Below are 25,488 nucleotides of genomic sequence, written 5' to 3'. Positions count from 1 at the left end.
CCGTGCCGGACATTATATTGGCGAATTGACGATCGTGTGGCGCATACTTCGAGCGCGGGAAAATGCAAATGCATAACGGCAACCGAACCCGGCTGCCAGATCGCCTGAATACTCGCAATAGGTTGAACAATGAGCGAAGCACCACATCTTACGTTTGATCTCGAGACGCCCGGCGTGAGCAGGGGGCATCTTGTTGTCCCGGGAGGCGCCGACTCCGGAGAGCTTTCGCTTCCGATCTTCAGTCTCAATAAAGGTGAGGGACCGCGCCTCCTTGTCACCGGCGGAAACCATGGCAATGAACTGGAGGGGCCACTTGTCGCGCGACGGCTTATTGAGTGGCTGCCAGAAGCGCAAACCTGTGGAAGGGTTATCGTCCTACCGGTGCTCAATCCATTGGCCGTGCAGGCATGGAGCCGCAATACTCCGCTCGACGGGTTGAATCTCAATCGCGTGTTTCCGGGCCGCGGCGACGGGTCAGTGACCGAACGAATCGCTGATGCGGTGTCCCGCGTATTGTTGCCAATGGCCGACACGATATTTGATCTGCACAGCTTCGGACCAGCGTGGGATTTTCCACCGGCCGCCACGACGCATCCGATTGCCGATCGCGATCTCATGGCCAGGACGGTGAGAATGGCGGAAGCGTTCAAATTGCCCGTGACTTTGGTCTGGGAATATAACGACACGGTTGGAATGTTCGATATCCTGGCCCAAAACCAGGGCAAGGTATTTGTTTGCACTGAATTTGGTGGCGGCACGGTAGGTGCGGATAATCTCGCGATCTTCGAGGCTGGAGTGCGTAACGCGCTCATCGCGCTCGGGTTGGTCGAGGGCAAAGCCGAATATCCAACATTCCTTGAAAAGAAATCCGGTCAAATACTTGAAACTCGTCCGTCCGACGAGTTGAAATCGCCTGCAACCGGTATCTTCGAACCTCGCTGCTCGGTGTTGGACGAAGTGAAGCAGGGAGCTCTCATAGGAATCCTGCATCCGATGGATTCGCTGTCCGCTAAGCCCATTGGTATCCGCGCGCCTGGAACATCCATCGTCTTAGCCATCCGATCGGGCAGGCATGTGCACGTCAACGAAGAGGTAGCAATCGTCGCGCGACCGCAGAAGATCTAAGATCAAATGCCGACCGGCCAGCGCCCCGCCGGCCAGCAGCGTAACGAATTTTATCCCCTCAGAATGAATCGGGTGACTGAATTGCAGATCAAAGACGTGGTCCTTGCGCCTGGCAACGGTGCATTCTTCTATGATGATCAAGCTGCCATCAGGTCCGGCGCCGTCCAGGATGGTTTCATCTATGTCGGCGTACCGACAACGCCTGGGTTCAAGTCGATTCGCATTCCAGCATCATCGCTCAGCGTCGGGCTTGTCCTTGCCGACGACACCGTCGTTTGGGGCGACATGATGAACGTCCAGTACTCTGGTGCCGGCGGACGCGATCCGCTCTTCGATCCGAATCAAATCTCCGATTTGTCGTGGCGGGTCGTGGTCCCGCGGCTTCTCGATGTCGATGCATCTCTTTATCTGGATGCCTGTGCGAAGGTTTTCGAACCCTACGAACATAAGCCGTTGCCACTCGCGATTCAGTATGGCGTCAGCCAAGCTCTCCTTCGCGCGGCCGCCCATCTTCATCATACGACGATGGCGGAGATCATATGCAATGAATTTGATCTGCCTCTACCGACACGTAGGGTTCCGATTTACTGCCAGAGCGGAGATGCTCGCGAAATCAATGTTGACAAGATGATTTTGAAGGGCGTGGATGTTCTTCCGCACGGATTGATCAACTCGCGCCAGAAATTCGGCGTCGACGGTCAGACCTTCATGGAATTCGTCAAATGGGTTGCAACTCGGACAGGTGAAATCGGCCACGCAGGTTATCATCCGGTCTTGCATTTCGATGTGTATGGCTGGATCGGCCAGGAAATCGGCCTGGAGCCGCGACGCGTTGCCGACTTTATCTGCAAGGTTGCAGAAACCGTTCCGGATTTCACGCTCAATATCGAGTCGCCGGCGGATTATGGTTCCACGCAAGCTCAAATTGAGAAATATGCCCGGATCGTATCGATCCTGGATGACCGGGGATCGGGCGCCCGCGTTGTCGTCGATGAGAGATGCAATACGCTTGAGGATATTCTGCTCTTTGCTGAAGCGAAGGCCGCGCACCTTGTTCAGATAAAGACGCCCGATGTCGGCTCCATGGCCGACACGGCTCGGGCCGTTCTCCTTTGCAAGGAAAATGGGGTCGGAGCGTATGTCGGCGGGAGCTGTACCGAGACAGATCTCTCCGCCCAGGGTTCGGTCCACGTATCGGTGGCAACCCAGGCCGACATGATGCTTGCAAAGCCGGGAATGGGTGTCGACGAGGCATTCTCAATTGTCGGGAATGAACAGAACCGGTTGCTGGCGGTCCTGAGGCGTCGGAATCAAAACGAAAACGTTGGATGAAAAGCACGGTGTCGCATGCAGAACTCTCTTGAGGGGATCACCGTCGTAGCGGTCGAGCAGGCCGTGGCCGCACCCTACGCATCGTCACGCCTTGCAGACGCGGGCGCCCGGGTCATCAAGATCGAGAGGCCCGAAGGTGATTTTGCCCGAAACTACGACAAGTTGGTCCAGGGACAGAGTGCTTACTTCGTCTGGCTCAATCGGGGCAAGGAGTCGGTCTGTCTGGACCTGAAGTTGGAAGCGGACCGCGCAGTCCTGGACGCGCTTATTACCGGTTCGGACGTCTTTATTCAGAATCTGAAACCGGGCAGTACCGAAAAACTCGGTTTTGGATCTGCCGATCTCCGCCGACGTTTTCCGCGGCTGATCACCTGCGATATCTCTGGTTTCGGGGACACAGGGCCATATTCCCATTTGAAGGCATATGATCTCATCGTCCAGGCTGAAACAGGTCTATGCGCGATCACGGGCAACCAGCAAGGACCAGCGCGTGTAGGGGTCTCTGTTTGCGACATCTCGGCGGGCATGACCGCGCATAGCGCCATTCTTCAGGCGCTGTATCACCGTGAGGTCACTGGCGAAGGGACAAGCATTCAGGTGTCACTGTTCGATTCCGTCGCCGATTGGATGAACGTGCCGGTTCTGCAGAACGACTACAGCGGCTATCACACAGTACGCGCCGGCGTGAAACACCCGTCGCTGGCTCCGTATGGCGCCTATCGTTGTGCCGATGACAAGGAAGTCATTTTTTCGGTTCAGAACGACCGCGAGTGGGTGAATTTCTGCGAGAAATTCCTGAAGCAGCCGTCGCTTACACGCGCACCTACTTTTGCAGACAATATGGAGCGGCTCGGACACCGTGCCCAACTTGACGAGATTATTGAAAGGCGGTTTTCCGAATTGTCCTGCCACGAAGCGATGCAGGAGCTTGAAGCGGCCGGTTTGGCATATGGGCGACTGAATGAAGTCGCGGATATTTCAAAACATCCCCATGTTCGCAGGGTTGGAATTGGCACACCTGAAGGAACTGTGGAGACGATAGCGCCGGCCGCAATCTTCAACTCTGAGCACCCGTCGCTGCGTCCAGTTCCAGCTCTTGGCGCCCACACGGAGAGCGTCCGCAAGGAGGTTTCAGCGCGTTTGCACGAAAGAGCTGTGTCAGCATGACCGCGCCGCTTGTCGGGAGCGACGCACTCGGGAGTCCGTGCTTGCTCCGGGCAAAGCACCGGCAGCCGGCCGGCAACCTCACTGGCATCGCTCTCGCTAATATCCGCGAGGCGAGTCCATGATCAAGGACAACCGTCCAGCCGCCGAAAGCTCGCTTCCCGTACCGCGCTGGAGATCCCTACTCTTTGTTCCCGCTCACGTTGCGCGTTTTGTGGCAACGGCCCATCAGCGGGGTGCTGATGGCCTCATTCTCGATCTCGAGGATTCCGTTCCGCAGGAGCAAAAAGGCGAGGCACGGCGGCAGCTTCCTGAATCTGTGGCAAAGGTGGGCAGTAAGGGCGCATCGGTTTTGGTCCGCGTGAACCGAGGTTTGCGCGTCTTGGCGGCCGATCTCGATGCAGCTGTGGTGGCCGGTGTCGATGCATTGGTTCTCCCCAAGACGGATTCGGCAGAGTGGGTTTTAGAGATCGCCAATGCGGTTTCGGAACTTGAACGGGAAAGAAATCTTCCCGTGGGACGCATACGTTTCCTCGCCCAGATCGAGACGCCTGGCGCTTTGCGAAAGCTCGCGACCATTGCGTCGGCGCATCCAAGGATGGTCGCAATGGCGCTTGGTCCTGAAGACTTCAGTGCCGCTGTTGGCGGCGTCCCGGGATTTGATCTGCTCCTGGCCCCGAGCCTTGCCGTGCTGTTCGCTGCCCGTGCGGCCGGATTGCTCCCTTTGGGCTTTATTGGAAGCATGGGCGAGTTCTCGGACACCTATAAACTTCGTGAAGCCGCGGCGCATGCGCGGCGGCTTGGCTTTGCCGGAGCTTTGGCGATCCATCCGGCACAAGTGGCCATTTTCAATGAGGCCTTTTCGCCGAGCGCACAGGAGCTCGAGTGGGCCCGTCGTGTTCTCGCGGCGCAAAAAGATGCGGCAGGGCAGGGTCGAGGCGCTTTCGCCTTCGAGGGAAAGATGGTCGATCCGCCGGTGATTCGAAGGGCCCAAGAAATTGCCGCCGCGGGTCCGGACACCGACTTGGACGTTTGAGTCTTGTGCGGCTGATTTAGAGCCGACTGGGTGCGCCGTGGCACAATTATTGCTGTCGCGCCATCGCATTTCGAGATAGATTGCCGAAATTGGAGTTCGCCCTCGGAAGAGTACCCGTGGAAATCAGACAATTAAGATACTTCGTCGGCGTGGTCGAAGCAGGCAGTTTCACGAAAGCCGCGGGCTTCCTTAATGTCGCCCAAAGCGCGCTAAGCCTGCATGTGCGTCAACTGGAGGAAGGCTTCGGGACTCAGCTGCTGATACGTGACAGGACTGGCGTGAGCGTCACAGCGTCAGGAGCCAAATTGCTCGAGCGGGCACGGGCGATCCTCAAAGAAATTCGACTTACTGAGGTGGAATTGACCAACACAGCTTCTTCCCCTGCCGGGGAGGTAACTATGGGCATTCCATCTGGAGCGGCTCGCGTTCTGAGCGGGCCGCTGCTTGAGGCAGTGAGGAACGAATTGCCCAAGGTGTCCCTCAAAATGGTGGAGGGTATGACTGGACCGCTAGAGGAGTGGATGGCTGCTGGACGCTTCAATCTGGCGGTTCTCTACCGCACCGCGGACAGTGTAGGGCGGATGACGGTGCTAGCGCGCGAAAACCTTTGTCTGGTGGTTCCGTCCGGTGAGCCACCCTTCGAAGATGCTATATCTCTTGCTGACCTGCATGCATTCCCGCTCGCGGTCCCCATGCGCAGCAATAACGTCAGACGTTCAGTCGCTGACGTCGTCGCACAACACGGTTGCGCGCTGGACGTCAAGTTTGAAGTGGACTCGCTCTCAACGATCATCAACATGGTTATAGACGGAAAGGCTTATTCTATTCTCGCTCCGTCCGCGGTTCAGAAAGAAGCCTCTCAAGGGCTGGTCCGGACCGTCAAGATCGTTGATCCGGCGATTACCCGATCCGTCGTGCTTGCTGTGAATCCGAAAGATGAGCGTTCTGCATCCGTTTGCGCGGTACGTAAGCTCATCACCAATGTGGCCAGAGAACTGATTGAGAGCCGCGGCTGGGCTGCAGTGGCTGCTGAGCCGACCTGATAACCGTTCAACTACGAAGCTGGGACATGACCGCTTCCCGCCATCAACATCAGATCGATCTGGATTCCAGATGGATTTCGGCACTAATCGATATTTGACCCTCCGCGACCATCGCGATGAAACTGGCTCAAGCGAGTTCAGTGTTTTTGACATCGAACGGCGCTTGTATGGCATGAATATTTCACTAAGTGGAGCGCGCGATGTCCGACGCTAGGAGCCACCACCTCTTTATCAACGGCAAATGGCGAGCCGGCGGTAGCAGAGCCACATTGCCGGTGGTTAATCCGGCGACGGAGAAGGTATTTGCTTCGGTGGCCTCGGCGACCGTGTCGGATTTGGATGAGGCTCTCGCTTCGACAGAACGGAGCCGCAAGGCGTGGTCCTCGCGGCCAGCCAAACATCGTGGCGAGATCCTCGTAGCAGCCGCCAGGATTCTAGCAGAGAGGGCTGGAGCCGCGGCCAGGGACCTGTCGGCCGAACAGGGAAAGACGATTGCCGAAGCGACAGGTGAGTATGTGCGCGCTGTCGAAACGCTGGAATGGAACGGCAGACATGCCGAGGAGCTGTCGACCCCGATTCCGATGGGTCCGAACCGGATGGTCGTCCCGGAGCCCCTTGGCGTCGTTGCTGCCTTTACCCCTTGGAACTATCCGGCCGTTCTCATCGCCCGCAAGCTCGCCCCTGCGCTTGCGGCAGGCTGCCCGGTGATCCTCAAAGGGGCTGAAGAGACACCGAGCGTGGCAGTCCATATTGTTGAATCGTTGCGCCAAGCAGGCGTTCCGGACGGCGTGGTCAATCTGGTCTTCGGTGTGCCGGTGCATATATCGCGGCATTTGCTCAGTTCGCCAATCGTGAAGGTTTTAACTTTCACCGGTTCAACCGCTGTTGGAAAACAGCTGGCCATGCTCGCGGCGAATAATTTGCAGCGCTGCATCCTCGAACTCGGTGGGCACTCCCCGGTTATTGTGTGCGAGGATGCCGACCTGGCAAAGGCCGTACCGGCTATTTCGGAATACAAGTTCGAGTGCGCGGGCCAGAGCTGCAATGCGCCCAGCAGGATTCTTGTCGCGCGGTCCCTCTATGAGGAATTTCTGTCCCGGATGACGGAGGCGGTCCGCAAGATCAGGATCGGCCTACCAGACGACGCTGCAACGGACATGGGTCCGATGGCGAACGCCCGGCGAATAGAAGCAATGCAGCGCCTGACCAAGGATGCGGTCGAACGAGGCGCCCGCATCCAAACCGGTGGCGCCCGCCTTGACCGACCGGGCTTTTACTGGCCGCCAACCATCCTGACGGCCGTACCGAAGGAAGCGAGAGTGCTTCATGAAGAGCCGTTCGGACCGATCCTCACTGTGGCGCCGTTCGATGCGCTCGAGGAGGCGATTGAGGAGGCCAACGCCACCGATTATGGCTTGGCCGCTTATTTCTTCACGGACGCTGCCAATACGCAGCGAAAGCTGATTAATGGCCTTTCGGCAGGCGCTGTCAGTGTGAATTACCTGAAAGGGGTCTCGGCAGACGCGCCCTATGGGGGAGTCAAGCAGAGTGGCTACGGATATGAAGGCGGCGAACAGGGGGTGCGAAGCTTCCAAATCCTCAAAATGGTCAACGGTCTCAGCTCATTTGGATGAAATCGGTGGGAAGTAGAACACGGACCATCGCCGGCAAGGATATCACAAGGAGCGTTGCCGACGCCCTTCAGTACATCTCGTATTACCATCCTCCAGATTACATCCGGTCTCTTTCGCAGGCCTACGTGAGTGAACAGAGTCGAGCGGCGAAGAATGCCATCGGACAGATCCTGGCTAATTCCCGCATGGCGGCCTTCGGACGGCGGCCGATGTGCCAGGACACCGGTCTTGTGGTGTGCTTCGCCAAGGTCGGTATGGACGTCCGCATCAACTCAGCAGCCAGTTTCGCAGACCTCGTGAATGACGGTGTCCGTCAGGCATATCTCGACCCGGACAATCCGCTTCGGGCATCAATTGTTGCCGATCCGCTTGCCCGACGGATGAACACCCGTGACAACACGCCGGCAGTCGTCCACGTTGACCTTGTGCAAGGTAACAAGATTGAGATCACCATTGCGGCAAAAGGCGGCGGTTCGGAGAACAAGGCCCGTTTCACCACTCTGAACCCAAGCGCATCCGTTGCCGATTGGGTGGTCGACACGGTGGCGACCCTCGGCAGCGGATGGTGCCCCCCCGGCCTGATCTCTGTTGGCGTCGGTGGTAGCGCTGAAAAGGCGATGCTGCTGGCCAAAGAGGCCATGAACGAGCCCATCGATATGGTGGAACTGATTGCCAGGGGAGCGTCCAGCCCAGAGGAGGGGCTGCGGATTGAGCTTTATGAGCGGATCAACGCGCTTGGTATTGGGGCCCAAGGCCTTGGTGGTCTGACGACAGTCGTTGACGTCAAGGTTGCGACCTATCCTACTCATGCGGCGTCCAAGCCCGTTGCCCTCATCCCGCAATGTGCCGCCAACCGGCACCTGAAGTTTACTTTGGACGGCTATGGACCCATCCGACTCCAGCCGCCCGATCTGAGCGAATGGCCCGAAATTGGAACGGACGAATTGAGGCCAGCCGGCGTACGCAGGATCAATCTTGATACGCTGGCGAAGGAAGAGACAGCATCGTGGCGCTGCGGGGAAACCCTCCTTTTATCCGGAACGATGCTGACGGGCCGTGACGCAGCCCACAAGCGGATCGTCGAGTTGATCGACGCCGGCAAGCCGCTTCCGTTCGATCTGCAGGGACGCGTTATCTACTACGTTGGACCCGTCCGCGCGGTGGGAGATGAAGTCGTCGGACCGGCTGGGCCAACGACCTCCAGCCGAATGGACGATTTTACGGAAAAGGTACTAGCCGAAACCGGGCTTTTCGCGATGGTGGGCAAAGCGGAGAGAGGGCGGGCGGCAATACAGTCGATTGCAAGATACAAAACGCCGTATCTCATCGCGGTGGGAGGGGCTGCCTACCTGATCTCAAAATCAATTAAGTCAGCGCGGCTTGTGGCCTTCGAAGACCTTGGCATGGAAGCTGTCTATGAATTCGAGGTGAAGGACATGCCTGTCATCGCAGCTGTCGATGTCGAGGGAAACTCCATTCATGATTCCGGACCTCTTGAGTGGCGAAAGCGCATGGCTGCGGACAGCATCGCACGCAACATCGGCGTTTGAACCCTTCGTGACCAAGAGCCGGTCGTTCCAACCCAATTCCAGTGTCGGCAACGGCATAAGAGCTGAAGTCATGAAGGCAAAACCCAATCCTCTGCGCCTGGACGCCTGGGATATCCGCATTCTTTCAGCGATTCAGTCAGACGGTAGGATTTCAAAAAGCGAGCTTGCGAAGCGCGTCCATCTTTCGGCGTCGGCTTGCTCGGAACGTCTCCGTGCACTCGAGGCCGAAGGAATTATTGAGGGATTCTACGCACGGCTCAGTCCAGCCCTCATTGGCGGCATGGTCTTTGTAATGGTGGAGGTCGTGCTGGACCGTCATCGCCTTGAGGACCAAAGACACTTCGAGGTCGCGATCCAAGATTTTCCCGAAATCTTGGATTGCTGGGCAATTGGGGGAAGGATCGATTATCTGATGCGCGTCGCAACACTTTCCATGGCTACCTATCAAGATTTTATGGAGGGGCTGCTGCAGGCAGGGCTGGGGATTGATCAATATTACAGCCTTGTGGTGACCAAACCTGTGAAATCGAATGCACCGATCCCCTTGTCCTCACTAAGACAGCGGTAGACGCCCAGGCCTGATTCCGCGGGTTTGGACCTCCATTCCGCGAATTCCGTGGCGAAACACGCGCATTCCCGTGAAACCCGAAGGAGCGCTTCCCGTATAAGAGGCAACTGGTCGAGCCTGCCCGTAATCAACGGGAGAAGAGGGATGTGCGCGCCTGAGATATCTTGAAACCAAGCAACTGCGAGAGACGGATCCATGGCTGCCAAAGAGAAGTTCAAGTTCAAAATCGAAAACGAAAATTACGATTGGGACAACCGGTTCATAACCGGCGCCGAGGTGCGAGGCGTAGGCCCTGGCATACCGGATAGCATGGACCTTTATGTGAAAAGGCCAGGCCAGCCTGGCCAGTTAGTTGGGCACGAGGACCCGATCGACTTGCTGCCACCGGGGATCGAAAAGTTCTACGCGCAGGATGCAAGTTCCGAAGCCGGAATTGAATAATGCCCCTGTTGTTCGATTCTGATTACGAGACACTCCACAAAGCCGGCGTCAATTTTGAAGAAGAGGAGGGCGCCCGTTTCCTAATATTCAAAAGATTTCCGCTGCCGAAAGGGGTTTACCTGGCAGATGCAAAATCTGCAAACGCTGTCGATGTGTTGTATGAGATTCCGCAGAATTACAATAGCTCGGGTGGGGACATGTTCTGGGTTCACCCACGACTTCACCGGGCTGACGGCAAGCCAATACCAAATACTGGCGGACCTGGTTCCAATGAGGATTCGCGTACGCACAAGGCGACAGTGTTTTGCCGGTGGTCCAGACACTGGCATAAAAATGCCTGGAAGCCAAAGGTCGACGACGTCCAGACAATTATGGACCGGATCTCATGGGCGTTTAAGTACCCGGACGCGAGGCGTTCATGAACGGATATCGGATTTCGATTATCGGTTCCCTCGACGATAGGCTCAAGAGCTGGTTGACCGGGCACCCCGACCGTGACGAGCGGGGCGCGCTCGTCCTCTTCCGCAAAATTGAGAGAACCGTACTGGGTCTGCCGCCGTCAACGCGTTTTGTGGCCGTTGACGCGATTGAGATGGATGGCGACTGGGTGCTGGACAGCTCCCCGGTGCACTTGCGCATCAATCTCCGCAAGTTCCAAGATATCTACTTTCGCTGCGAGCAGGAGCGGCTTGAGCTGGGGTTTGTCCACAGTCACCCAAGGGGCGCTCTGGATTTCTCGACGAAGGATGATCAGAACGAACAAAGCATTCTGAGGGGATACGCTGGCTGCAATGGCCCTGAGGTATCACTTGTCGCGATGATTTTGGCCGACGGACATTGGCGTGCCAGAGTTCGGACGGGTGCGGCCCCTCACGGAGTGGCTGACGTCCGGCATGTGTGTGTGCTCGGGACGCAGCTGTCAGTTCACATCGGCAAGAAGGTCGATGCTGCACCATCGGAAGTGCTAAAGCGACAAGAAGCTGCATTTGGCGAACCATTCAACGAGAAGCTCAGATCGTTGCGCGTAGCAATCGTCGGAGGAGGGGGAACAGGGTCTTCAGTCGCCACACTTATCGCTCGCGCGGGTGTAGGCGAACTCATCATTGTAGACGGCGATTTGCTCGAAGCTAGCAATCTCAACCGCGTTCGCGGATATCGCCGCTGCGATGTAGGCGAGAGCAAAGCTGCTACGTTAGCCCGATATGTTCGGGATCTGGGCCTGAGAGTGACTGTCGTTGCCATTGAGGGGTATGTGAACGAGTCTCCAGAAGCGGTCGATGCCATTTCCAGCGCCGACTTGGTGTTCGGTTGTACTGATGATGTCGCTGGGAGAGAAATTCTCAATCAGGCGGTTTACTATTACTGCCAAGGACTCATCGACTGCGGGCTCACAGGCAATATTGGTCTTGACCAGGACCGTCAGCCGTACCTACGTGATCATAGAGGGCGGGTTAGCACAGTTCTTCCCGAATCTGGTGGGTGCTTAAGATGCCAAGGCGTCGTCACCGAGGAAAAGCTCGATTACGAGAGTGCACTGAAGGCGCGTCCGGAGCTGGCGGAGCTGGATCCAGAGACGCTCCGGGAAGAGTATTATCTGATCGGGGGCGGGGAGCGGGCGCCCGGAGTAGGTCCCTTCACCAGTGCGACCGCCGACATGGCCGTAGCGACCTTGTTTGATCTGGTGCGCCCCTATCGGCGGCTTGCGAGCGACATTCGCCGCGACAATATATGGTACGATTTCGTGCACATGGTAATTTACAGCAATATGCCAAAAGACAACGCTGGTTGTTTTTGCTGCGGTCCAGACGGTTTATTGCTCGCACGCGAGAATGGCTACCGGCTCGGTATGCCGTCACTCGGCAAGCTGTGTTGATTCGCATGTGGTCTTGGTTGTTAAGTTTCCTACGGTGGGCAGAGGAAATCATTCTCGGTCCACGTGGTCCAAAAACACCGGCGGACCGAGTTCCTTCTGAGGCATCGCTCGCGGACGTATCTTTCGCTCGCAATGATGTGGTTGAAAAAACGCCGCCGAATGACGCGGTTCGGCCGGGACAGTTCATAAGCGTCGTGCATAAAGGCCGACCATACTGGGCACTCTTTAGGTGTCCCTGTGGGTGTGGCGATGTGGTTTCATTGCCAACCCACGCGCCACATAACCCCAGGTGGCGCATTGAGGTGAGCGTGGAGGGCCGGCCAACGTTGCATCCCTCCGTTTGGAGAACCAAAGGATGCCTAAGCCATTTCTGGCTCAGCGACGGGAAAGTCTATTGGTGTGAAGACACCGGTGTCGAGCCTTGGCGAGCCCGACCAGACATATACGCAAGAAATCTCTAGAGTGGGTCCTGGAGCCGCGGACGCGTTTGCGGTAAGGCCCGCGCGGCTTCACCGGGCGACGCACCCTTGTCATGGAGATGGGCCGCGCCACCGCGGGTCTCGGCAACGGCCTTCATCGGGAACTGTCCCTCGGCTGCAACAAGCGCCGCAAGTCGGTTTATTTTGAGTCCGACCCGGCCAGCGCGTCCTTGAGGATCTCCACTTGCATGGTCTTGCGGCCGGGAAGCCGCTCGAGGTCGCGAACGTGCTCTTCAAGCCCCGCACTTCTGAACTCCAAAGATTCGTCAGATCCCACCGCAGCCGCTGCAATTCAATCCGTCGATATTCGTCAGCCGCCTGTGCTTGAGTATATCTAAGCCTCCCACATTAGCCGACTGTCCGGTCCAAACGGGCCCAGTCCAGGCAAAGGTACACCAGCTCAGTTGATTTCCACGGCATCTGATCCCGATTCCGCGAATTCGTCTGCAAAAAACATCCATTCCCGCGAAATTCCAGCGGTGTTTCCGGTATACTGCTTGCCAATGAGCTGGCCGGCCAAATGCCCCCGCCATTGTATCGCGAGGAGAGGGACATGCGCTTGAGCAATCTGGGAACCGAGCAACTCCGGGAGAAGGATAGAAGCTTCGTCTTTCATCCTTCTACGCATCTGGCCAAGCACAGCCGAGGCGAAACGCCAAATAGGATCATGGCCGGTGCGGAAGGCGTTTATATCTGGGACACCGAAGGCCGAAGGAGCCTCGACGGTTTCGGAGGCCTCTACTGCGTGAATATGGGTTATGGATGCACGGAGATCGCCGAGGCTATTGCCAGGCAAGCGCACGAATTGCCGTTCGCACACGTCTATGCCAGCCAAGGTACGGAGCCGGTCGCCCTTTTGGCAGAGGCCGTGGTCGAGTATTTCGGTCAGAACATGCGAAGGGTCTATTTTGGCCTCTCTGGTTCCGACGCTAACGAAACCAACATCAAGCTGGTCTGGTACTATAATAATATCCTCGCCCGGCCCGAAAAGAAAAAGATCATCTCGCGAAATCGCGGCTATCACGGATCTGGGCTGGTCACCGGTAGCCTGACCGGCCTTCCGTTTTTTCACAATTTCTTCGACCTGCCTCTGGATTTGGTGCGCCATACCACCACGCCACACTACTACCGCCAGGCGCGCATCGAGGAGAGCGAGGAAGCTTTCTCCCGGCGCTGTGCCGATGAGCTTGAAGCCTTGATCCTGGCTGAAGGACCAGAAACGGTTGCAGCCTTTATCGGAGAGCCGGTACTTGGGACAGGAGGTATTGTGCCGCCCCCCACAGGGTACTGGACGGCCATTCAAGCGGTGCTCGATAAGTACGATATCCTTCTGATCGCTGATGAAGTGGTCTGCGGCTTCGGGCGGACCGGCGAGAAGTTCGGTTCTCACCTGTATAACATGCGTCCGGATTTCGTGACCATCGCCAAGGGGCTGAGTTCCGCCTACCTCCCCATCTCCGGGTCGATCATTGGCGACCGAGTCTGGTCGGTTTTGGAACAAGGAACTGAGAAGCACGGCGCACTTGGCCATGGATGGACATATTCCGGTCACACGCTTTGTGCTGCGGCCGCGCTTGCCAATATTCGACTGCTAAAAGAAAGAAACATCCTGGAACATGTGAAGGATGTCGGACCGTACTGGCAGGCCCGCATGAAAGCCGAACTGGCGGGACATCCCATCGTCGGCGAAGTTCGCGGAGTGGGTATCCTATCCGCGGTAGAGATGATGCGGGACCCGAAACAAAGGATACCATTCGATCCTGACCTTCAGGTCGGGGTGCGCACTGCAGCTGCTCTGTTTGAAAATGGTGTGATCGGACGGGCCATGCCGCATGGCGACATCCTCGGCTATGCGCCACCTCTGATCATTACCCGAAAAGAGATCGACATCATCGTCGGTGCGACCGCGAAATCAGTCGATGCCACATATCGCGCGCTGAAGGCTGAGGGTGCCGTATGATCTTCCAAAGGCGACGGGATTGAGCACTGGCGTGACCATGTGCCAGAATGCTGTCATATCATCCCATGAAAACTCTGCACGGACCAGTCGTAAAGATCCGGCTGCGTCAGGGGCCGTCCTTGGGTGATGCTGGCTTGACTGCATTCTGTTGCGCCGAGCAAACCAAATAGTTGAATTCAAGACATCTGATCCTGAGCATGCTCCGGACCACTTTACTCGCAAGTTGTAACCGACCAGTTCTGCCGCCACTGTCCTGTCCCCCAACAACCAGGGCCTTTGTGCGGCGCGCCCTGCCGGTGTACCTCCCCGCCGGCAGGGCGCCCTTTTTGATTCACCCCATCACCATCATTAAGGGCGGCCGGAAATCAGGCGTTCAAAGATGATTTGCGTATTAGGATGCAGATCGAAACTTAGACGCGACTTTACACCATTGCAGCGCGCCATCCCCACCATTCAACGGAGCGGCCACGCCGAAGATATCGTCCTCAATCATCGATTGCAGCAGAACAATCGCGGCGGTGAATTCTCACACCTCAAACCCAGTGTGGCCATATCTGCTGATCAGCTCCGAGACGCCTGCGAAGTCAATGACAGTTGTCCGGCCATGCACGCGGCGGCCGGGAGGCGTGCAGAAAGAGGAAGAAGCGAGCGCGACTATGACGAGGGACATGCCACTTGTTTTCGAGACATTCCTTGAAAGACTGTCACAGAGTGTCGATGAAGCAGATTTCCGGGAAGCCTTGGCTGAGGCGGCGGCAAGATTTGACCTACTCTCTTTTGCGTACCTGTCTTTGCCATCACTGCCTTCCGGCAAGCCAAGGCTAATTTCGAATTACCCACCTCGCTGGGCCATGCAGTATCTGGAAAATCAGTATGAGAAGCTCGATCCTGTCATCTTGCGTGCTCGAAATGGCGGCCGCCCGTTTCAATGGGGATCGGATTTGTGGGGCGGTAAGATGTCGCCGGCTCAACAGCAGCTATTTGATGAGGCGGCCCGATTCAGCATCCGCTGCGGATTGACGATCCCAATCGTCGATCTACGAGGCCGCACTGCCGCGGTTACGTTCGCCGCCGATGAGCCTCGTCCAGTATTTCTTCGGGTCATCGAGCGGTACGAACAAGCTCTTCAGCTGATGGCCACCTGCTTTCATCGCTGCGTTCGCCGCAAACTGCCGGGCGATCGAACCGTGGATGGGATCTTGCTGACATCGCGCGAATATATGTGCCTGCGGTCGGCAGCGCGCGGCAATTCGGCCTGGGTAACCGGCCGCATCTTGGGCATTAAGCCGCGCACCATCGCATTCCATTTGGAGAATGCCAAGAAGAAGCTGGGCGTGCGCACGCAAAATCAAGCCATAGCCCTTTTGGGGTCCCAAGGGAGCTCGATCCTCTGAGTAGCTCTTTGGTCCGCTGTGCTCGGGTCATCGGTCGCAGCATTTTAACAGCGGCGAAGGGATGCTGAGTCCCTTTGCCGCCCGGCGCAGTCAGGCGCGATGCAGTCGTATATTCCCGTCACACTTTGCACTCAAAGGGCTCAGTCGGCGTCTCGTTCCGACGCTAGTCCGCGTTGCATGGCTATGAGAATAGCTCGCCCCATACTGCTGACGTCAAGCGTCAACCGTGGCGGGCGCCCGGTATTTGAACATCCAGCTTCGCCGAAAACCTACACAGTTGTTACTCGTGGGAGGAGCGGCACTCGATGACGTGCTGCTGTGGCTACTGCCCATCCAAACGGAACGCGATTCCTTTTGTCGCATCAGACCCCCAACCGGCCAAAACCGATGCCCATGAACCGAATTGAGGCTGCCGTTGGCCGTTCCTGGATGCCTCATCAGGCGCCGAGGAGGGGGCTGTAGCCGAAGCAGTGGCGGCCACTGGGCGAGCACTGCGCAATTTCTCAGCTGTCGAACAATTCCTTGTACCCGCTTGTCATCACCCAGTTTGCACGGTCGAGATGACTGCGAACAGCCTTCCTCGCACGCTCCGGTTCTCGTCTCGGATCAATGCCGAGGATCAGATGTGCCATTTCCTCTTCGCTAGCATCGTCGCCGGATGCATCGAGGAGCCTCATGTAGGTTGTAAAGTGCTCCTTGTCGTAGGCTGTGATGCCGTCTGACCAGGGCACTTCGTCGGTAATCGCCATGTCCGATTTAGGCTGTAACATTGCTGATCCTAGCTCCAGATGATCGCCTCGGCGACTTCTCTCCCGGCAAAATGTGAATTACATATTATAGTTGATAAACTCAAGTCGCCTGATCCGGTGGCTTGCGTGCATGGATATGCGCAAGTTGATCGGACGGAATGTGCAGCGGATCAGGCAAAGGAAGCGTCTGACCCAGGAGCAGCTTGCCGACATTTCCGGCTTCAGCCAGCAGTACATCAGCGGTTTGGAGAAGGGCCGAAGAAATCCGACGATCATCACGATCTATGAACTGGCGTTGGCGCTCGGCGTCAGCCACATGGATCTGGTACGGCCCGACAAACAGGCCTGAAGTGGCGGTTCATGTAATTACTAGGAGCCAGCGCCTGACGGCGCTCACTGGCTCTCACTGGAGGTCCGATCTCCCCCGGGGCGACCAGCTATCGCCGCCAGCCCTTTGCCGATGAGTGTTCGGCGGGGCTCGCGGGCAAGGTGACTGAGAGAACCAGCGCTACGACGTTACAGTCGAGGTTACGACGTTCTGATCAAAGGTGGGCGCGACGCATGCTGATCGCGTACCTCGACAGGCGTCCTTGTGCTGGGCGTTCTGCAGAAGTCGTCACGGGAAACTGAAACTAACCCGAGGAAGGGGGAACGCTAACGGGCGCCTGAGGGGGCCCGTTGGCTCAAAGCGCTCACGAGGCCGCGGTATCATCGGTACGTGACACCTGCGCCGATCAGCCAGGGATCGAGCTCCGCCTTGCCCGTCTGGCTGTTACCGGCCACGGTGACTTCGAAGTCCGGCTTCAGGAAAAGCTTCTTCACGTCGAAGTTGACGCCCCAGTGCTGGTCGAGCTTGTAGTCGAACCCGACCTGCAGCGCGGTGCCGAAGGTGTTCTTGACCTTGAGATCATCGGCGCTGCCGGCCTTGATAAAGGATCGTATAGTTCACGCCGGCGCCGACATAGGGCTTGAAGGCGCCGAAATCGGTAAAATGATACTGGAATGTGAGCGTGGGCGGCAGCAGCCAAACCTTACCAACCTTGCCTAGCCCCATCGAGCCTTGGCCATTGATGTTGGCAAAGGTGGCGCCGAGTATGGGTTCGGCGGCGACGTTGTCCGAGAATATCGAGTTCAGGCGTCACCGTGTTCGAATAGGAAAGACCGGAGCCAGACACCCCATTGACGTAGCCCGAATCCCCAGTGATGACCCCCAAAGCGCGCAGGCGGATCTGCCAGGGCTTGGCCATTCCGCGACCGAAGGACCCTCGTCGGGGCCGCACGGTTCTGGAAGGTCTGACGCGACCGCCTGCTGTCCGATCAGCATCAGGACGACAGCCGCTGTTGCTGCCCGCGCAGGTTCATTCGCTTTGTTGACTGATATCTCTTGCTCTTCAGAACTAACGAATTATCATGCAACTAGTCTATTTGATTAAGATAGATGGAGCTGTGCGCGCATTCTGACCAACTGTGATCGCGTTATTGCTTTTGTCGCAGTCCTCGACCTGTGCTCCTTCGTTCGTGCTTGCTTTCGTCGTGCTCCCGGTCGTCCATACACGTTACCGGCGTGCCAGCCGATCGCGCCGCCAAGCAAAATGTCGCCTAAGCCAATGAACGCGCCCGGGTCGGATTCCTGCCGTAGCTGTGCCCGCCCGGGCTGGTCCCGCAGAAGCAACCGGATAGGCACCGTATTAACCTAGCCGAATGTGGTCCCCCGAGGAGCGCAGGCGGATATGCCAAGAGCTTGACTCCTAGATTGGTGTCGTAGACGGGCACGGGTAAGCGCAACGGGACGGGGGAGGCGGGGAGGCGCAGGTACTTGTGGATGACTCGTCGCGACAACCTGCTGTGCCAGCAGCATCAGGACAACGGCCGTTACTACTCCCTGCGCCAGTTTCATTTATTTGATCCCATGATATTGCTCCTTGCTCTTCAGAAAATGGTAGACTGCGATAGTCCTGCAGTATTGATTGAGGTCGACAGCGTACGGGGGCGCATTTGCGCAAACCGTGCTCGCATTATTTTGCACCTTTGCCGCACCCCTCGACCTGTACTCAGTCATCCGAAGTTCGCTCTCCCCGAGCTCCCGATCCTTTGTGAAAGCTATCGGCGTGCCAGCCGATCGCGCTGCGAAGGAAATTGATGCCAAGACTAATGAATCCAGCGCGCTCCCGATTGTCTTTACCGTGCCCGTGCCCGCCTGCGACGGGCTCGTAGAAATAAGCCGGATAGCCGAGGGCCTGCAGCTTTGCGGCCATCTTGCGCGCGTGGCCCGGGTGAACGCGGTCGTCACGCTTCGTGGTGGCGAGCAGGATCGGCGGATAGGGCTGTCCCGGCGTGGCGGCGTGATAGGCGGAGATTTCCTTCAGGAAAGCCCAATCCTCAGCCTTGTCCGGATCGCCATATTCGTCGATCCAGCTCGCGCCGGCCAGGAGCTTGGTGTAGCGGCGCATGTCGATAAGCGGAACCGTGCAGAACAGCGCGCCGAAATGCTCGGGATAGCGAGTAAGCATGTTGGCGATCAGCAGGCCGCCATTCGAGCCGCCCTCAGCGGCAATCCGCCTCGGTAGTGTGATGCCCCTTCGTACGAGGTCGGCTGCTACGGCAGCGAAATCGTCATGGGCGAGACGCTTGCCCTCCCTCCGTCCGGCATCGTGCCAGCGGGTGCCGAACTCGCCGCCCCCGCGGATATTTGCCACCACACACGTGCCGCCGCGTTCGAGCCACAGCTTGCCGAGCGAGGAGTTGTAGTGGGGCAGGAGCGATATGCCGAACCCGCCATACGCGGAAAGGTGAACCGGGGCATCTCCGTTCCCGTTCGCCGGACCGACCTGCATATAGGGAATCAATTCATCATCGATCGAGACTGCCTCGTGGCGCGTGACCACCAGTCCGGATGCGTCGAAATTCTCCGGGCTGCGCTTCAGGACCACTGGAGCGCCAAGAGGCGGCGCATCATTGAGATCGAGTAGGAGCAGTTGCGACGGTGTGATCGGGTCCTGAGCCGAAACGAGGACCTCTCCATTGGTCTCGTGATCTGCCGCATCGAGGGACCAGAGGTGGACGGTCCCTTGCGCGGGCACCGTGTCCAGGGCTCGGCGCGTCCATTCCTGGCGACCCGGGGTGAACACCTCGAAACGCGGAGCGAGGTTCTCGAGGTAGGCGACAATGAGCTTCCCGTCATTCCAGAAGAATGACTGCAGACAGCGCCTCTCGCCCGGTTCAAACAGGGTGCTGAAACGGCGTTCGCCACCGATGAAAGAAGAAAGCGAGATGCCGATCAGCGCGTCCGCGGGATGGGTGGTCCCTCTCACTGTCCAGGGCTTGCGCGGCTTTACCGCCAGCCAATCACCGAAGCTGGCCCACCAGGCATCCCGAGGAAGGTTGATCTCAAGCTTCGGCCCGCTCCTGTCGCCGATTTGGACTATCTGCTTGAAGAAGCCAGTATTCTCGATGAACCAAAGGCGCTCGTTCTCGACCGTGCGGTCCAGATGACCAGACACGCTTAGGGATTCGGAACCCGTCTTGAAGATTACCGGCGCGGTGAGGGGATCGGCGCCACGCTTCCACAACCGCACGGCCCGCGCGAAGCCGGAACGGGTGGCCATGTCATGACCAAGCGCACTGAAAAGCAGAAGCGTGTCAGGGTCGAGCCAATTTATCCCGCCCTTGGCCTCTGGGAGATTGAACCCGTCGGCGACAATGCTCAAAGAGCTAAGGTCGAATTCGCGATGCACGACCGCGTCGCTGCCCCCGCGCGACAGGCGCAAGACGGCTCTTTCGCGCGTCTCAGGCTCGATCGACGCGCCGCCCCAGACCCAGTCTTCTCCGTCGCTAGCGGCCAGGGCGTCCAGATCGACCAGTAGCTCCCACTGGGGATCCGCATTCATGTAAGCGGCAAGGGTGGTCCGGCGCCACAACCCGCGCGGGTTTCCGGCATCTTGCCAGAAATTATAGAGGTACTGACCGCGGCGCGTGACGAGCGGAATCCTGTCGAAACGGTCGAACATCACTCTAAGCGCCGCCCGGTCGCGCTCGAACTGCGTTCCCGCGAAGTGCTTCAGGGTCTTTGCCGACTGGCTGGCGGTCCACGCAAGTGCCCGTTCGCCTTCTACATCTTCGAGCCAAAGATGGGGGTCATCGTCGGGCGCATTCAGCGTTGGGCGAAAATCGAATTCGCTCATGACCGAAAGACCTGAGAAATGAAAGCGGAAGGGCTCTCGTCCGCTCGAGACGGCCCAATGTTTGCGGCGGTGTCCGCATGTTCGAAAAGCGTGATCATGGATGAGTTCTTCCCAACCGGTGGCGTCGCAGTGCTCCTGCACATAGGACCGCAGCTCTCGTGCCAACTCGGAAGCCCTTACGGAACAATGCGATCGCTCTGACAGCGCCGTGTCAGATGTCAGACATCGTCGCGAATGCGACAACGAGTGCACCGCGTAATCACCGGATCAACTCAGGCCCGATAGCTGACACCGTGCAGCTCACAAGGAATTTGGTTGGCCGCCGACATCTTCGCTCCGGAAGGCTTCGCGTATGCGAGTCAATGGCGGCCACCATGATGCGATGGACGAGTGAGCGACGAAGACCGGCTGCCACCTGTGGGTTTAGACCCCGCCGGCGGCAAAAACCGGAGCCAGGCAAGGAATTGGACGCCGCTTGGGCGATCTGAGGGTTGCCCAAGCTCTACCGCAATCTCGGCCTGCACCGTCCCCTTGATTGGATTCTTGAAGTCTGTCGATCAAGCCAGCAAGCTGTTCGGGCGAATGCAGTGGACTGGTCGCCAAGGCAGGTTGGGGTGATGTCGGGCCGCCGTCCGATATGCGATACGCGGGTTCAGGAGGGGCGGTAGAGTCCATGAGAGAAAATTCCCCCAGGAGACCTCCCGATCACTGACCTTATAGCGCTAGCGCTATGACAACTTGCCCATAACCAGCGTGCAATCCACCGCGGCGCCCACTGCCCCTCAAGGAAAATCTGGCACGGGTCTCACGAGCCGATCACGGACTTGAAATCAATTGCGTTGGCCTGCACAGGCCGGGGTGGCTGCCGCTATGCGGATGCGACGGCCTGGATGCGTGGTGCGCGCGCCTTCTACTCTCGACAGTGCCGATGGCACACGGTTCGACGAAATGCCTCTATCGAGGTCTGGTGCGCTCAGCGCCGGCATTGGCTGAAAAGGTCCAGAGGCCGGCCCAGGCTGCACGGGAGCACTCAATCCCATTCAACCCGTTCTTCGCAACGGCTTGCCCGCGGACACGTCGGTATGAAGCACGTTCCCAAGTCCTTCGAGGTTAAGCGAACACCGAAATGCCGACTCGGTCGCAGCGCTACTGTTCGGCATAAAGTCTATTTTGCGTCATCGAAAAAAAGTAATTGATCAGCTTTTACGGCTGTTTCTGGGTAAACCTCTAAATATCTCATTGTATTGTTGTCATGTATACGGTCGCGAACATAGAAAAATCCTATCTTAATGTTCTTACGAAGCGAACGTATGTTCGTTGGTCGAACGAATGAAGTCACTTTCTCCAGTTTTAAATATTCAAAAGCAAATTGGACAACCGCCCTGCCGGCCTCGACTGCTATCCCCTTTCCCGAAGCCGCAAGGTTGAGACAAGTTACTATTTCAACATTATTCGGATCTTCTGGAAGGTACAGGCCGCTGCGAGCCAACCCACAGTAGCCAGCGAATTTGTTGCCTTGGTCTGGATCTTTGACGAACAGCATCCATAAGCCGAAACGATTGTTCTGCCAATGATTAATGAACTCAAATAGTGCAGCTTTCGACTGCTCAATCGTCGGAGCGAGTCCACCCCTGGCGTTAACCACGAACGGATCGCTACGAAGGCCATGCAAAAGAAGCTCGTCGCTATGCGACGGCGGCCTCAGGAATAGGTGTGGCGTTTCTAAGATGTGCATAAGCAGATGCCTTGTTTCTAAAAACTTAAAGTTAGGGGCACCTAAAGAAGGTGCAGTATGGTTCCTAGATGGAACGTGCAGCTTGATTCCAAGAATACTCATTACTTGGATAAAATTCTGGTAAATCTCTGCAAAAATATTGTTTCAGAAATGCAGAAGGCTGATAAAACCCGCCGAGAGGCGCATCCATTTTCACGAAGATTTATCTTAAGTCACACAATGAGGTTGCGTACTTGCGCAGAAATGGAGAACGACGCCCTTGGCATAGGCCCACCTCCGACCGCTCGGTGGGCGCGCAGCTGTGTTTCGCGATTGCGTGACAGCAAACGCCTTGCTCGCCCGCTTCGGTGATCACCATCCGCGGTCACAGCTCCCGACGTCGCGAAAAGCGTCACTCCGGCCTTGCGACGGCCTCGAGACCACGAAACCGCAAGCAGATGAGATCAGTCTTCGTTTCGCCCAAGGAGCCGAATCCTTACTTCGCTTGACAGTACACCCGGACCAAGGGCAGTGGGGACAAGTCTGCCTCGGAAATCAGCGGCATCCAGGGGCAAGCGAAGCTCAGCCGCTGCATTCCACAGCGCTCTGAAAACCCCGGCGTGAGCACCACCCAAGAAGCGATTGCGGGCCTCGCCGGTCTGTTTTTCGGTCCTCTGAGCAGTCGCCTTCACCTGTACAACTATACAGGATGCCCTAGCGTGAATCTTGGTCTCCAATGGCGGGGAACTTCCCCCAGGAGACCTCCATGGCCAAGCTTATATCGCTGGCGCTACGACGACCTGCGCACAATCAACTAGAAACCCACCGCTGCGGCACGCGGTCTTCAAGGAACGTCAGGAATGCGGCGCAGGAACCGGCCACTGGCGGCGAGCCAACTCACTTGGCCAGCTCGGGCCGTGCTGGCTGCGCTGGTTCGGTCATGTCGCCGCTATTTGCCGGCGTGTTCGGCCCTGAACGGTGCCGACCGCAACAGCTTCGACGAAACGCATTCGTCGAGGTCTGGTGGCCCCTGCGCCGGTGCTTTGCCAACCGGCATGATGTTTCGACCTGCCTGGGGGCTGGCAGGGGAGCAAAATGATGCCTGCAGTTCTCGTGAATGGCGCCGATGGGGCTGATTGGCGCGATGAAAGATCATACGATTACACCTCAGCTCTGACGCCGCGCGAATGGGCCTGGGAGTTCTTACGCCGGAATCCAGCATTCCAGCCTGATGTGACCACAGCAAGCCGGCAGGCCAATACTTTGTCGTACCGACCTTTTCTCAATGTGGTCACCGTGGCCTGCGAACTGTCACGCTGGGGTGTTCTGTTTCGCCGAGTCTCATGGGCGCAATTCGGTCGTATTCTGGTCTCCGCTATGGTGCGCTCATGTGCTGCCGGTCATTGCAGAACAGCTGTCCGCGTGGTCGGGCACAGCGCCGTTCGAGCTCTCGGCATTGCCGTGCCGTTCGACGGTTCTGCTAGCCCCCGACAAGGGCCAGCATGTTCTTCTTCGGGATACCAAGCACACGCTCCAACTCGCCGTCTCTGGCGCGGATATCTTGCACCCCGTTTGCCTCCGTACCGAGGCCATCTGGCCCGAGACCCTTTCGAAGCACCGTCTTAGGGCGATCGAGTCCCTCAATCGTCTAAATGTGGGTCAACAGCTTCCTGCCCGCTTATTCCCGCCAGAAAAGCGGGGTCCTCGTTTGACCTTCGTTCTTCGTGCGCTCGACGGCTCACTTGCTGGGGCGTCACATCGCGAGCTCGCCGAAGCGCTGATTGGTCAACAGCGCGTCCATGCCGACTGGAGGGATCCTCGCGATCATCTGCGCGACCGCATTCGCCGCGCTGTCTCTCGTGGCCGCGCCCTCATGCATGGAGGGTACAGGGATTTCCTTTTTTGAAAAGTGACGGTCCGCCCCGTACATCAGCCGGCGAACAGTTCGGATCCAGAACGTCAGTTCGCCCGGTCCCACTTGGCGGGGAAAGACCTTACAGGTGCGCTCTGGTTCAACCCGTCAGTCGATGCCGAGAGGCACGTTCGAATGTTCCACAGGTGACAATGTCGAGTACGCAACGGAGAAAAAAGCTGCCGCGTCGGGTATACGCTATACGCAGCGGCCGAGCCAGTTCTTCCCAGCAACGGCAGACCGCCGGCATGGCTACGTGGGTGTAGTTCGACTAACTTGTCATGCTTATCACTTCTTTTGCGGCCAGCTTTCCACCAGATTGCGCTGGGTTGACGGCCCGGAACGTAGAGGGAGCACGTTCAGGCTTGGTGTCGGGGTGCCTTCGGCTTGTTGGTTCAGATGATCTGGCCCAGATCCGCAAGGCAATCGACCACGTAATCCGGTCTGAATGGAAACCGCTCTATGTCAGCCAGTTTGGTCACTCCAGTAAGCACAAGGGCTGTTTTCAGGCCCGATTCCAGCCCTGCGAGCACGTCGGTATCCATGCGGTCCCCGACCATGATGGTATCGACAGCTCGCACTCCCAGCCGGTCGAGCGCATTGCGCATCATGAACGGGTTCGGCTTCCCGACGAAATAGGGCTGACGGCCGGTGGCCTTCTCTATTAGTGCTGCGACTGCCCCGCACGCCGGATGGGAGCCTCGTTCGGTCGGGCCAGTCGCATCTGGATTGGTGGCGAGAAAACGCGCTCCCTTCGCCACAAGCTCGGCGCCAGTTGCGATCTGCTCATAGTGGTACGAAATTGTATCCCCGAGGACCACGAACTCGGGCGAAAACTCCGTTATCCGGCAGCCTGCCTGCCGCAGAGCCTCAACCAGACCGTGGTCGCCGATGACATAGGCAGATGATCCGGGCTTTTGCAGTTCCATGAACCGCGCAGTGGCGAGCGCCGATGTGTAGATGTGCTCTGGCTGCACGGCGAAGCCAACCGCTCTTAGACGCTCGGCATGATCTTCGGGTGTGAAGCGCGAGTTGTTGGTGAAGATCTGAAACGGCTCACCCGTGGCGATTAGCCCGGCCACATAGCCGACCGAGCCAGCAATCGGTTGGCCGCCGCGGACCAGGACTCCGTCCATGTCGAGCAGATGCGCTGTGATCATTGGATATCAACCCTCGATGTCTTTCGTGCATGCACGGCCTGAGCACGGCTTGTGTCACTGATCTTCTCCAGGCGAGAATGCCGGCGACTGTACCGATTGAGAGCGATGCGCGAAGGGCGCCCAGTTGGCCGTGCGGCAATAAGGAGGTTGCGGCGTAAACGTGTCGGGCGCAC

At 57.8% G+C, this 25,488-nt stretch carries 19 protein-coding genes and 2 pseudogenes; 15 read left to right on the top strand and 6 right to left on the bottom strand.

Annotated elements, in window-relative coordinates; all coding sequences use genetic code 11:
* The first annotated feature begins 129 nt into the window (after positions 1 to 129).
* The 11 genes from FJ543_RS29945 to FJ543_RS29895 all read left to right on the top strand — a co-directional run bounded on the left by FJ543_RS29945 (position 130) and on the right by FJ543_RS29895 (position 11,766).
* Complete coding sequence (locus FJ543_RS29945) at positions 130 to 1,125, top strand: succinylglutamate desuccinylase/aspartoacylase family protein (protein WP_064994212.1); 996 nt, start codon at positions 130 to 132, stop codon at positions 1,123 to 1,125.
* 81 nt (positions 1,126 to 1,206) lie between these two features.
* Positions 1,207 to 2,457 (top strand): methylaspartate ammonia-lyase, encoded by a 1,251-nt coding sequence (locus FJ543_RS29940; RefSeq protein ID WP_064994231.1) that lies wholly within the window; start codon positions 1,207 to 1,209, stop codon positions 2,455 to 2,457.
* Positions 2,458 to 2,472: 15 nt separating this feature from the next.
* The gene (locus FJ543_RS29935) at positions 2,473 to 3,624 is read left to right on the top strand and encodes a CaiB/BaiF CoA-transferase family protein (RefSeq protein ID WP_064994211.1); all 1,152 of its coding nucleotides are present in this window, start codon (positions 2,473 to 2,475) and stop codon (positions 3,622 to 3,624) included.
* Positions 3,625 to 3,742: 118 nt separating this feature from the next.
* Complete coding sequence (locus tag FJ543_RS29930) at positions 3,743 to 4,657, top strand: CoA ester lyase (RefSeq protein ID WP_086081362.1); 915 nt, start codon at positions 3,743 to 3,745, stop codon at positions 4,655 to 4,657.
* A gap of 116 nt (positions 4,658 to 4,773) precedes the next feature.
* A complete protein-coding gene (locus FJ543_RS29925) occupies positions 4,774 to 5,700 on the top strand; it encodes a LysR family transcriptional regulator (RefSeq protein ID WP_064994229.1) in 927 nt (308 codons plus the stop codon).
* A gap of 200 nt (positions 5,701 to 5,900) precedes the next feature.
* Positions 5,901 to 7,334 carry an NAD-dependent succinate-semialdehyde dehydrogenase gene (locus FJ543_RS29920; protein ID WP_064994228.1) on the top strand — a complete coding sequence of 478 codons (1,434 nt, stop codon included), beginning with the start codon at positions 5,901 to 5,903 and terminating at the stop codon, positions 7,332 to 7,334.
* Complete coding sequence (locus tag FJ543_RS29915) at positions 7,331 to 8,884, top strand: fumarate hydratase (protein WP_064994210.1); 1,554 nt, start codon at positions 7,331 to 7,333, stop codon at positions 8,882 to 8,884. The genes FJ543_RS29920 and FJ543_RS29915 overlap by 4 nt, the downstream gene beginning before the upstream one ends.
* On the top strand, positions 8,814 to 9,452 hold the full coding sequence (locus tag FJ543_RS29910; RefSeq protein WP_224655964.1) for an Lrp/AsnC family transcriptional regulator: 639 nt from the start codon (positions 8,814 to 8,816) through the stop codon (positions 9,450 to 9,452). Before FJ543_RS29915 ends, FJ543_RS29910 begins: the two co-directional genes overlap by 71 nt.
* Before the next feature lie 195 nt (positions 9,453 to 9,647).
* Positions 9,648 to 9,893 (top strand): multiubiquitin domain-containing protein, encoded by a 246-nt coding sequence (locus FJ543_RS29905; protein WP_064994208.1) that lies wholly within the window; start codon positions 9,648 to 9,650, stop codon positions 9,891 to 9,893.
* Positions 9,893 to 10,315: an E2/UBC family protein gene (locus tag FJ543_RS29900; protein ID WP_064994207.1), complete on the top strand. Its 423-nt coding sequence runs from the start codon at positions 9,893 to 9,895 to the stop codon at positions 10,313 to 10,315. The genes FJ543_RS29905 and FJ543_RS29900 overlap by 1 nt, the downstream gene beginning before the upstream one ends.
* Complete coding sequence (locus tag FJ543_RS29895) at positions 10,312 to 11,766, top strand: ThiF family adenylyltransferase (protein ID WP_064994206.1); 1,455 nt, start codon at positions 10,312 to 10,314, stop codon at positions 11,764 to 11,766. Before FJ543_RS29900 ends, FJ543_RS29895 begins: the two co-directional genes overlap by 4 nt.
* Positions 11,767 to 12,252: 486 nt before the next feature.
* Here FJ543_RS29895 and FJ543_RS32075 read toward each other — a convergent pair.
* Positions 12,253 to 12,483: pseudogene (locus FJ543_RS32075) on the bottom strand (IS3 family transposase); the annotation flags it as partial.
* Positions 12,484 to 12,798: 315 nt separating this feature from the next.
* On the opposite strand from FJ543_RS32075, the gene FJ543_RS29890 reads away from it, so the two are divergent.
* Both FJ543_RS29890 and FJ543_RS29885 read left to right on the top strand, forming a co-directional pair.
* Positions 12,799 to 14,205 carry an aminotransferase gene (locus tag FJ543_RS29890; protein ID WP_064994227.1) on the top strand — a complete coding sequence of 469 codons (1,407 nt, stop codon included), beginning with the start codon at positions 12,799 to 12,801 and terminating at the stop codon, positions 14,203 to 14,205.
* A gap of 656 nt (positions 14,206 to 14,861) precedes the next feature.
* Positions 14,862 to 15,599 (top strand): LuxR family transcriptional regulator, encoded by a 738-nt coding sequence (locus tag FJ543_RS29885; RefSeq protein ID WP_064994226.1) that lies wholly within the window; start codon positions 14,862 to 14,864, stop codon positions 15,597 to 15,599.
* Between the two features lie 503 nt (positions 15,600 to 16,102).
* On the opposite strand, the gene FJ543_RS29880 is transcribed toward FJ543_RS29885, so the two are convergent.
* The gene (locus FJ543_RS29880) at positions 16,103 to 16,369 is read right to left on the bottom strand and encodes a DUF2285 domain-containing protein (RefSeq protein WP_064994205.1); all 267 of its coding nucleotides are present in this window, start codon (positions 16,367 to 16,369) and stop codon (positions 16,103 to 16,105) included.
* A gap of 109 nt (positions 16,370 to 16,478) precedes the next feature.
* On the opposite strand from FJ543_RS29880, the gene FJ543_RS29875 reads away from it, so the two are divergent.
* The gene (locus tag FJ543_RS29875; protein WP_013533400.1) at positions 16,479 to 16,697 is read left to right on the top strand and encodes a helix-turn-helix transcriptional regulator; all 219 of its coding nucleotides are present in this window, start codon (positions 16,479 to 16,481) and stop codon (positions 16,695 to 16,697) included.
* 359 nt (positions 16,698 to 17,056) lie between these two features.
* Here the strand turns inward: FJ543_RS29875 and FJ543_RS29870 are convergent.
* The 3 genes and pseudogenes from FJ543_RS29870 to FJ543_RS29860 all read right to left on the bottom strand — a co-directional run bounded on the left by FJ543_RS29870 (position 17,057) and on the right by FJ543_RS29860 (position 22,366).
* Positions 17,057 to 17,672 (bottom strand): annotated as a pseudogene (locus FJ543_RS29870) (OmpW family protein).
* Positions 17,673 to 18,399: 727 nt separating this feature from the next.
* Positions 18,400 to 20,529 (bottom strand): prolyl oligopeptidase family serine peptidase, encoded by a 2,130-nt coding sequence (locus FJ543_RS29865; protein ID WP_064994204.1) that lies wholly within the window; start codon positions 20,527 to 20,529, stop codon positions 18,400 to 18,402.
* A 1,165-nt stretch (positions 20,530 to 21,694) separates the two neighbouring features.
* Positions 21,695 to 22,366 (bottom strand): GNAT family N-acetyltransferase, encoded by a 672-nt coding sequence (locus tag FJ543_RS29860; RefSeq protein WP_084015908.1) that lies wholly within the window; start codon positions 22,364 to 22,366, stop codon positions 21,695 to 21,697.
* Positions 22,367 to 23,528: 1,162 nt separating this feature from the next.
* On the opposite strand from FJ543_RS29860, the gene FJ543_RS29855 reads away from it, so the two are divergent.
* A complete protein-coding gene (locus FJ543_RS29855) occupies positions 23,529 to 24,149 on the top strand; it encodes a DUF2285 domain-containing protein (RefSeq protein WP_084015906.1) in 621 nt (206 codons plus the stop codon).
* 401 nt (positions 24,150 to 24,550) lie between these two features.
* On the opposite strand, the gene FJ543_RS29850 is transcribed toward FJ543_RS29855, so the two are convergent.
* Positions 24,551 to 25,315, bottom strand: a complete 765-nt coding sequence (locus FJ543_RS29850; protein ID WP_064994202.1) for an HAD-IIA family hydrolase — start codon at positions 25,313 to 25,315, stop codon at positions 24,551 to 24,553.
* Between the last annotated feature and the right edge of the window lie 173 nt (positions 25,316 to 25,488).

The organism is Mesorhizobium sp. B2-5-7, assembly GCF_006440875.1.
In the GTDB taxonomy this organism is placed as follows: domain Bacteria; phylum Pseudomonadota; class Alphaproteobacteria; order Rhizobiales; family Rhizobiaceae; genus Mesorhizobium; species Mesorhizobium australicum.
The sequence above is the reverse complement of the archived record's forward strand: the minus strand, read 5'-3'. Positions and strand labels throughout refer to the sequence as shown.

Bases quoted from the DNA above. Each gene is read 5' to 3' on its own strand.
- FJ543_RS29945 (WP_064994212.1), top strand. From the start codon at position 130: ATGAGCGAAGCACCACATCTTACGTTTGATCTCGAGACGCCCGGCGTG.
- FJ543_RS29935 (WP_064994211.1), top strand. From the start codon at position 2,473: ATGCAGAACTCTCTTGAGGGGATCACCGTCGTAGCGGTCGAGCAGGCC.
- FJ543_RS29930 (WP_086081362.1), top strand. From the start codon at position 3,743: ATGATCAAGGACAACCGTCCAGCCGCCGAAAGCTCGCTTCCCGTACCG.
- FJ543_RS29920 (WP_064994228.1), top strand. From the start codon at position 5,901: ATGTCCGACGCTAGGAGCCACCACCTCTTTATCAACGGCAAATGGCGA.
- FJ543_RS29915 (WP_064994210.1), top strand. From the start codon at position 7,331: ATGAAATCGGTGGGAAGTAGAACACGGACCATCGCCGGCAAGGATATC.
- FJ543_RS29910 (WP_224655964.1), top strand. From the start codon at position 8,814: ATGATTCCGGACCTCTTGAGTGGCGAAAGCGCATGGCTGCGGACAGCA.
- FJ543_RS29905 (WP_064994208.1), top strand. From the start codon at position 9,648: ATGGCTGCCAAAGAGAAGTTCAAGTTCAAAATCGAAAACGAAAATTAC.
- FJ543_RS29900 (WP_064994207.1), top strand. From the start codon at position 9,893: ATGCCCCTGTTGTTCGATTCTGATTACGAGACACTCCACAAAGCCGGC.
- FJ543_RS29895 (WP_064994206.1), top strand. From the start codon at position 10,312: ATGAACGGATATCGGATTTCGATTATCGGTTCCCTCGACGATAGGCTC.
- FJ543_RS29890 (WP_064994227.1), top strand. From the start codon at position 12,799: ATGCGCTTGAGCAATCTGGGAACCGAGCAACTCCGGGAGAAGGATAGA.
- FJ543_RS29885 (WP_064994226.1), top strand. From the start codon at position 14,862: ATGACGAGGGACATGCCACTTGTTTTCGAGACATTCCTTGAAAGACTG.
- FJ543_RS29880 (WP_064994205.1), bottom strand. From the start codon at position 16,369: ATGTTACAGCCTAAATCGGACATGGCGATTACCGACGAAGTGCCCTGG.
- FJ543_RS29875 (WP_013533400.1), top strand. From the start codon at position 16,479: ATGGATATGCGCAAGTTGATCGGACGGAATGTGCAGCGGATCAGGCAA.
- FJ543_RS29865 (WP_064994204.1), bottom strand. From the start codon at position 20,529: ATGAGCGAATTCGATTTTCGCCCAACGCTGAATGCGCCCGACGATGAC.
- FJ543_RS29860 (WP_084015908.1), bottom strand. From the start codon at position 22,366: ATGAGTATTCTTGGAATCAAGCTGCACGTTCCATCTAGGAACCATACT.
- FJ543_RS29855 (WP_084015906.1), top strand. From the start codon at position 23,529: ATGTGGTCACCGTGGCCTGCGAACTGTCACGCTGGGGTGTTCTGTTTC.
- FJ543_RS29850 (WP_064994202.1), bottom strand. From the start codon at position 25,315: ATGATCACAGCGCATCTGCTCGACATGGACGGAGTCCTGGTCCGCGGC.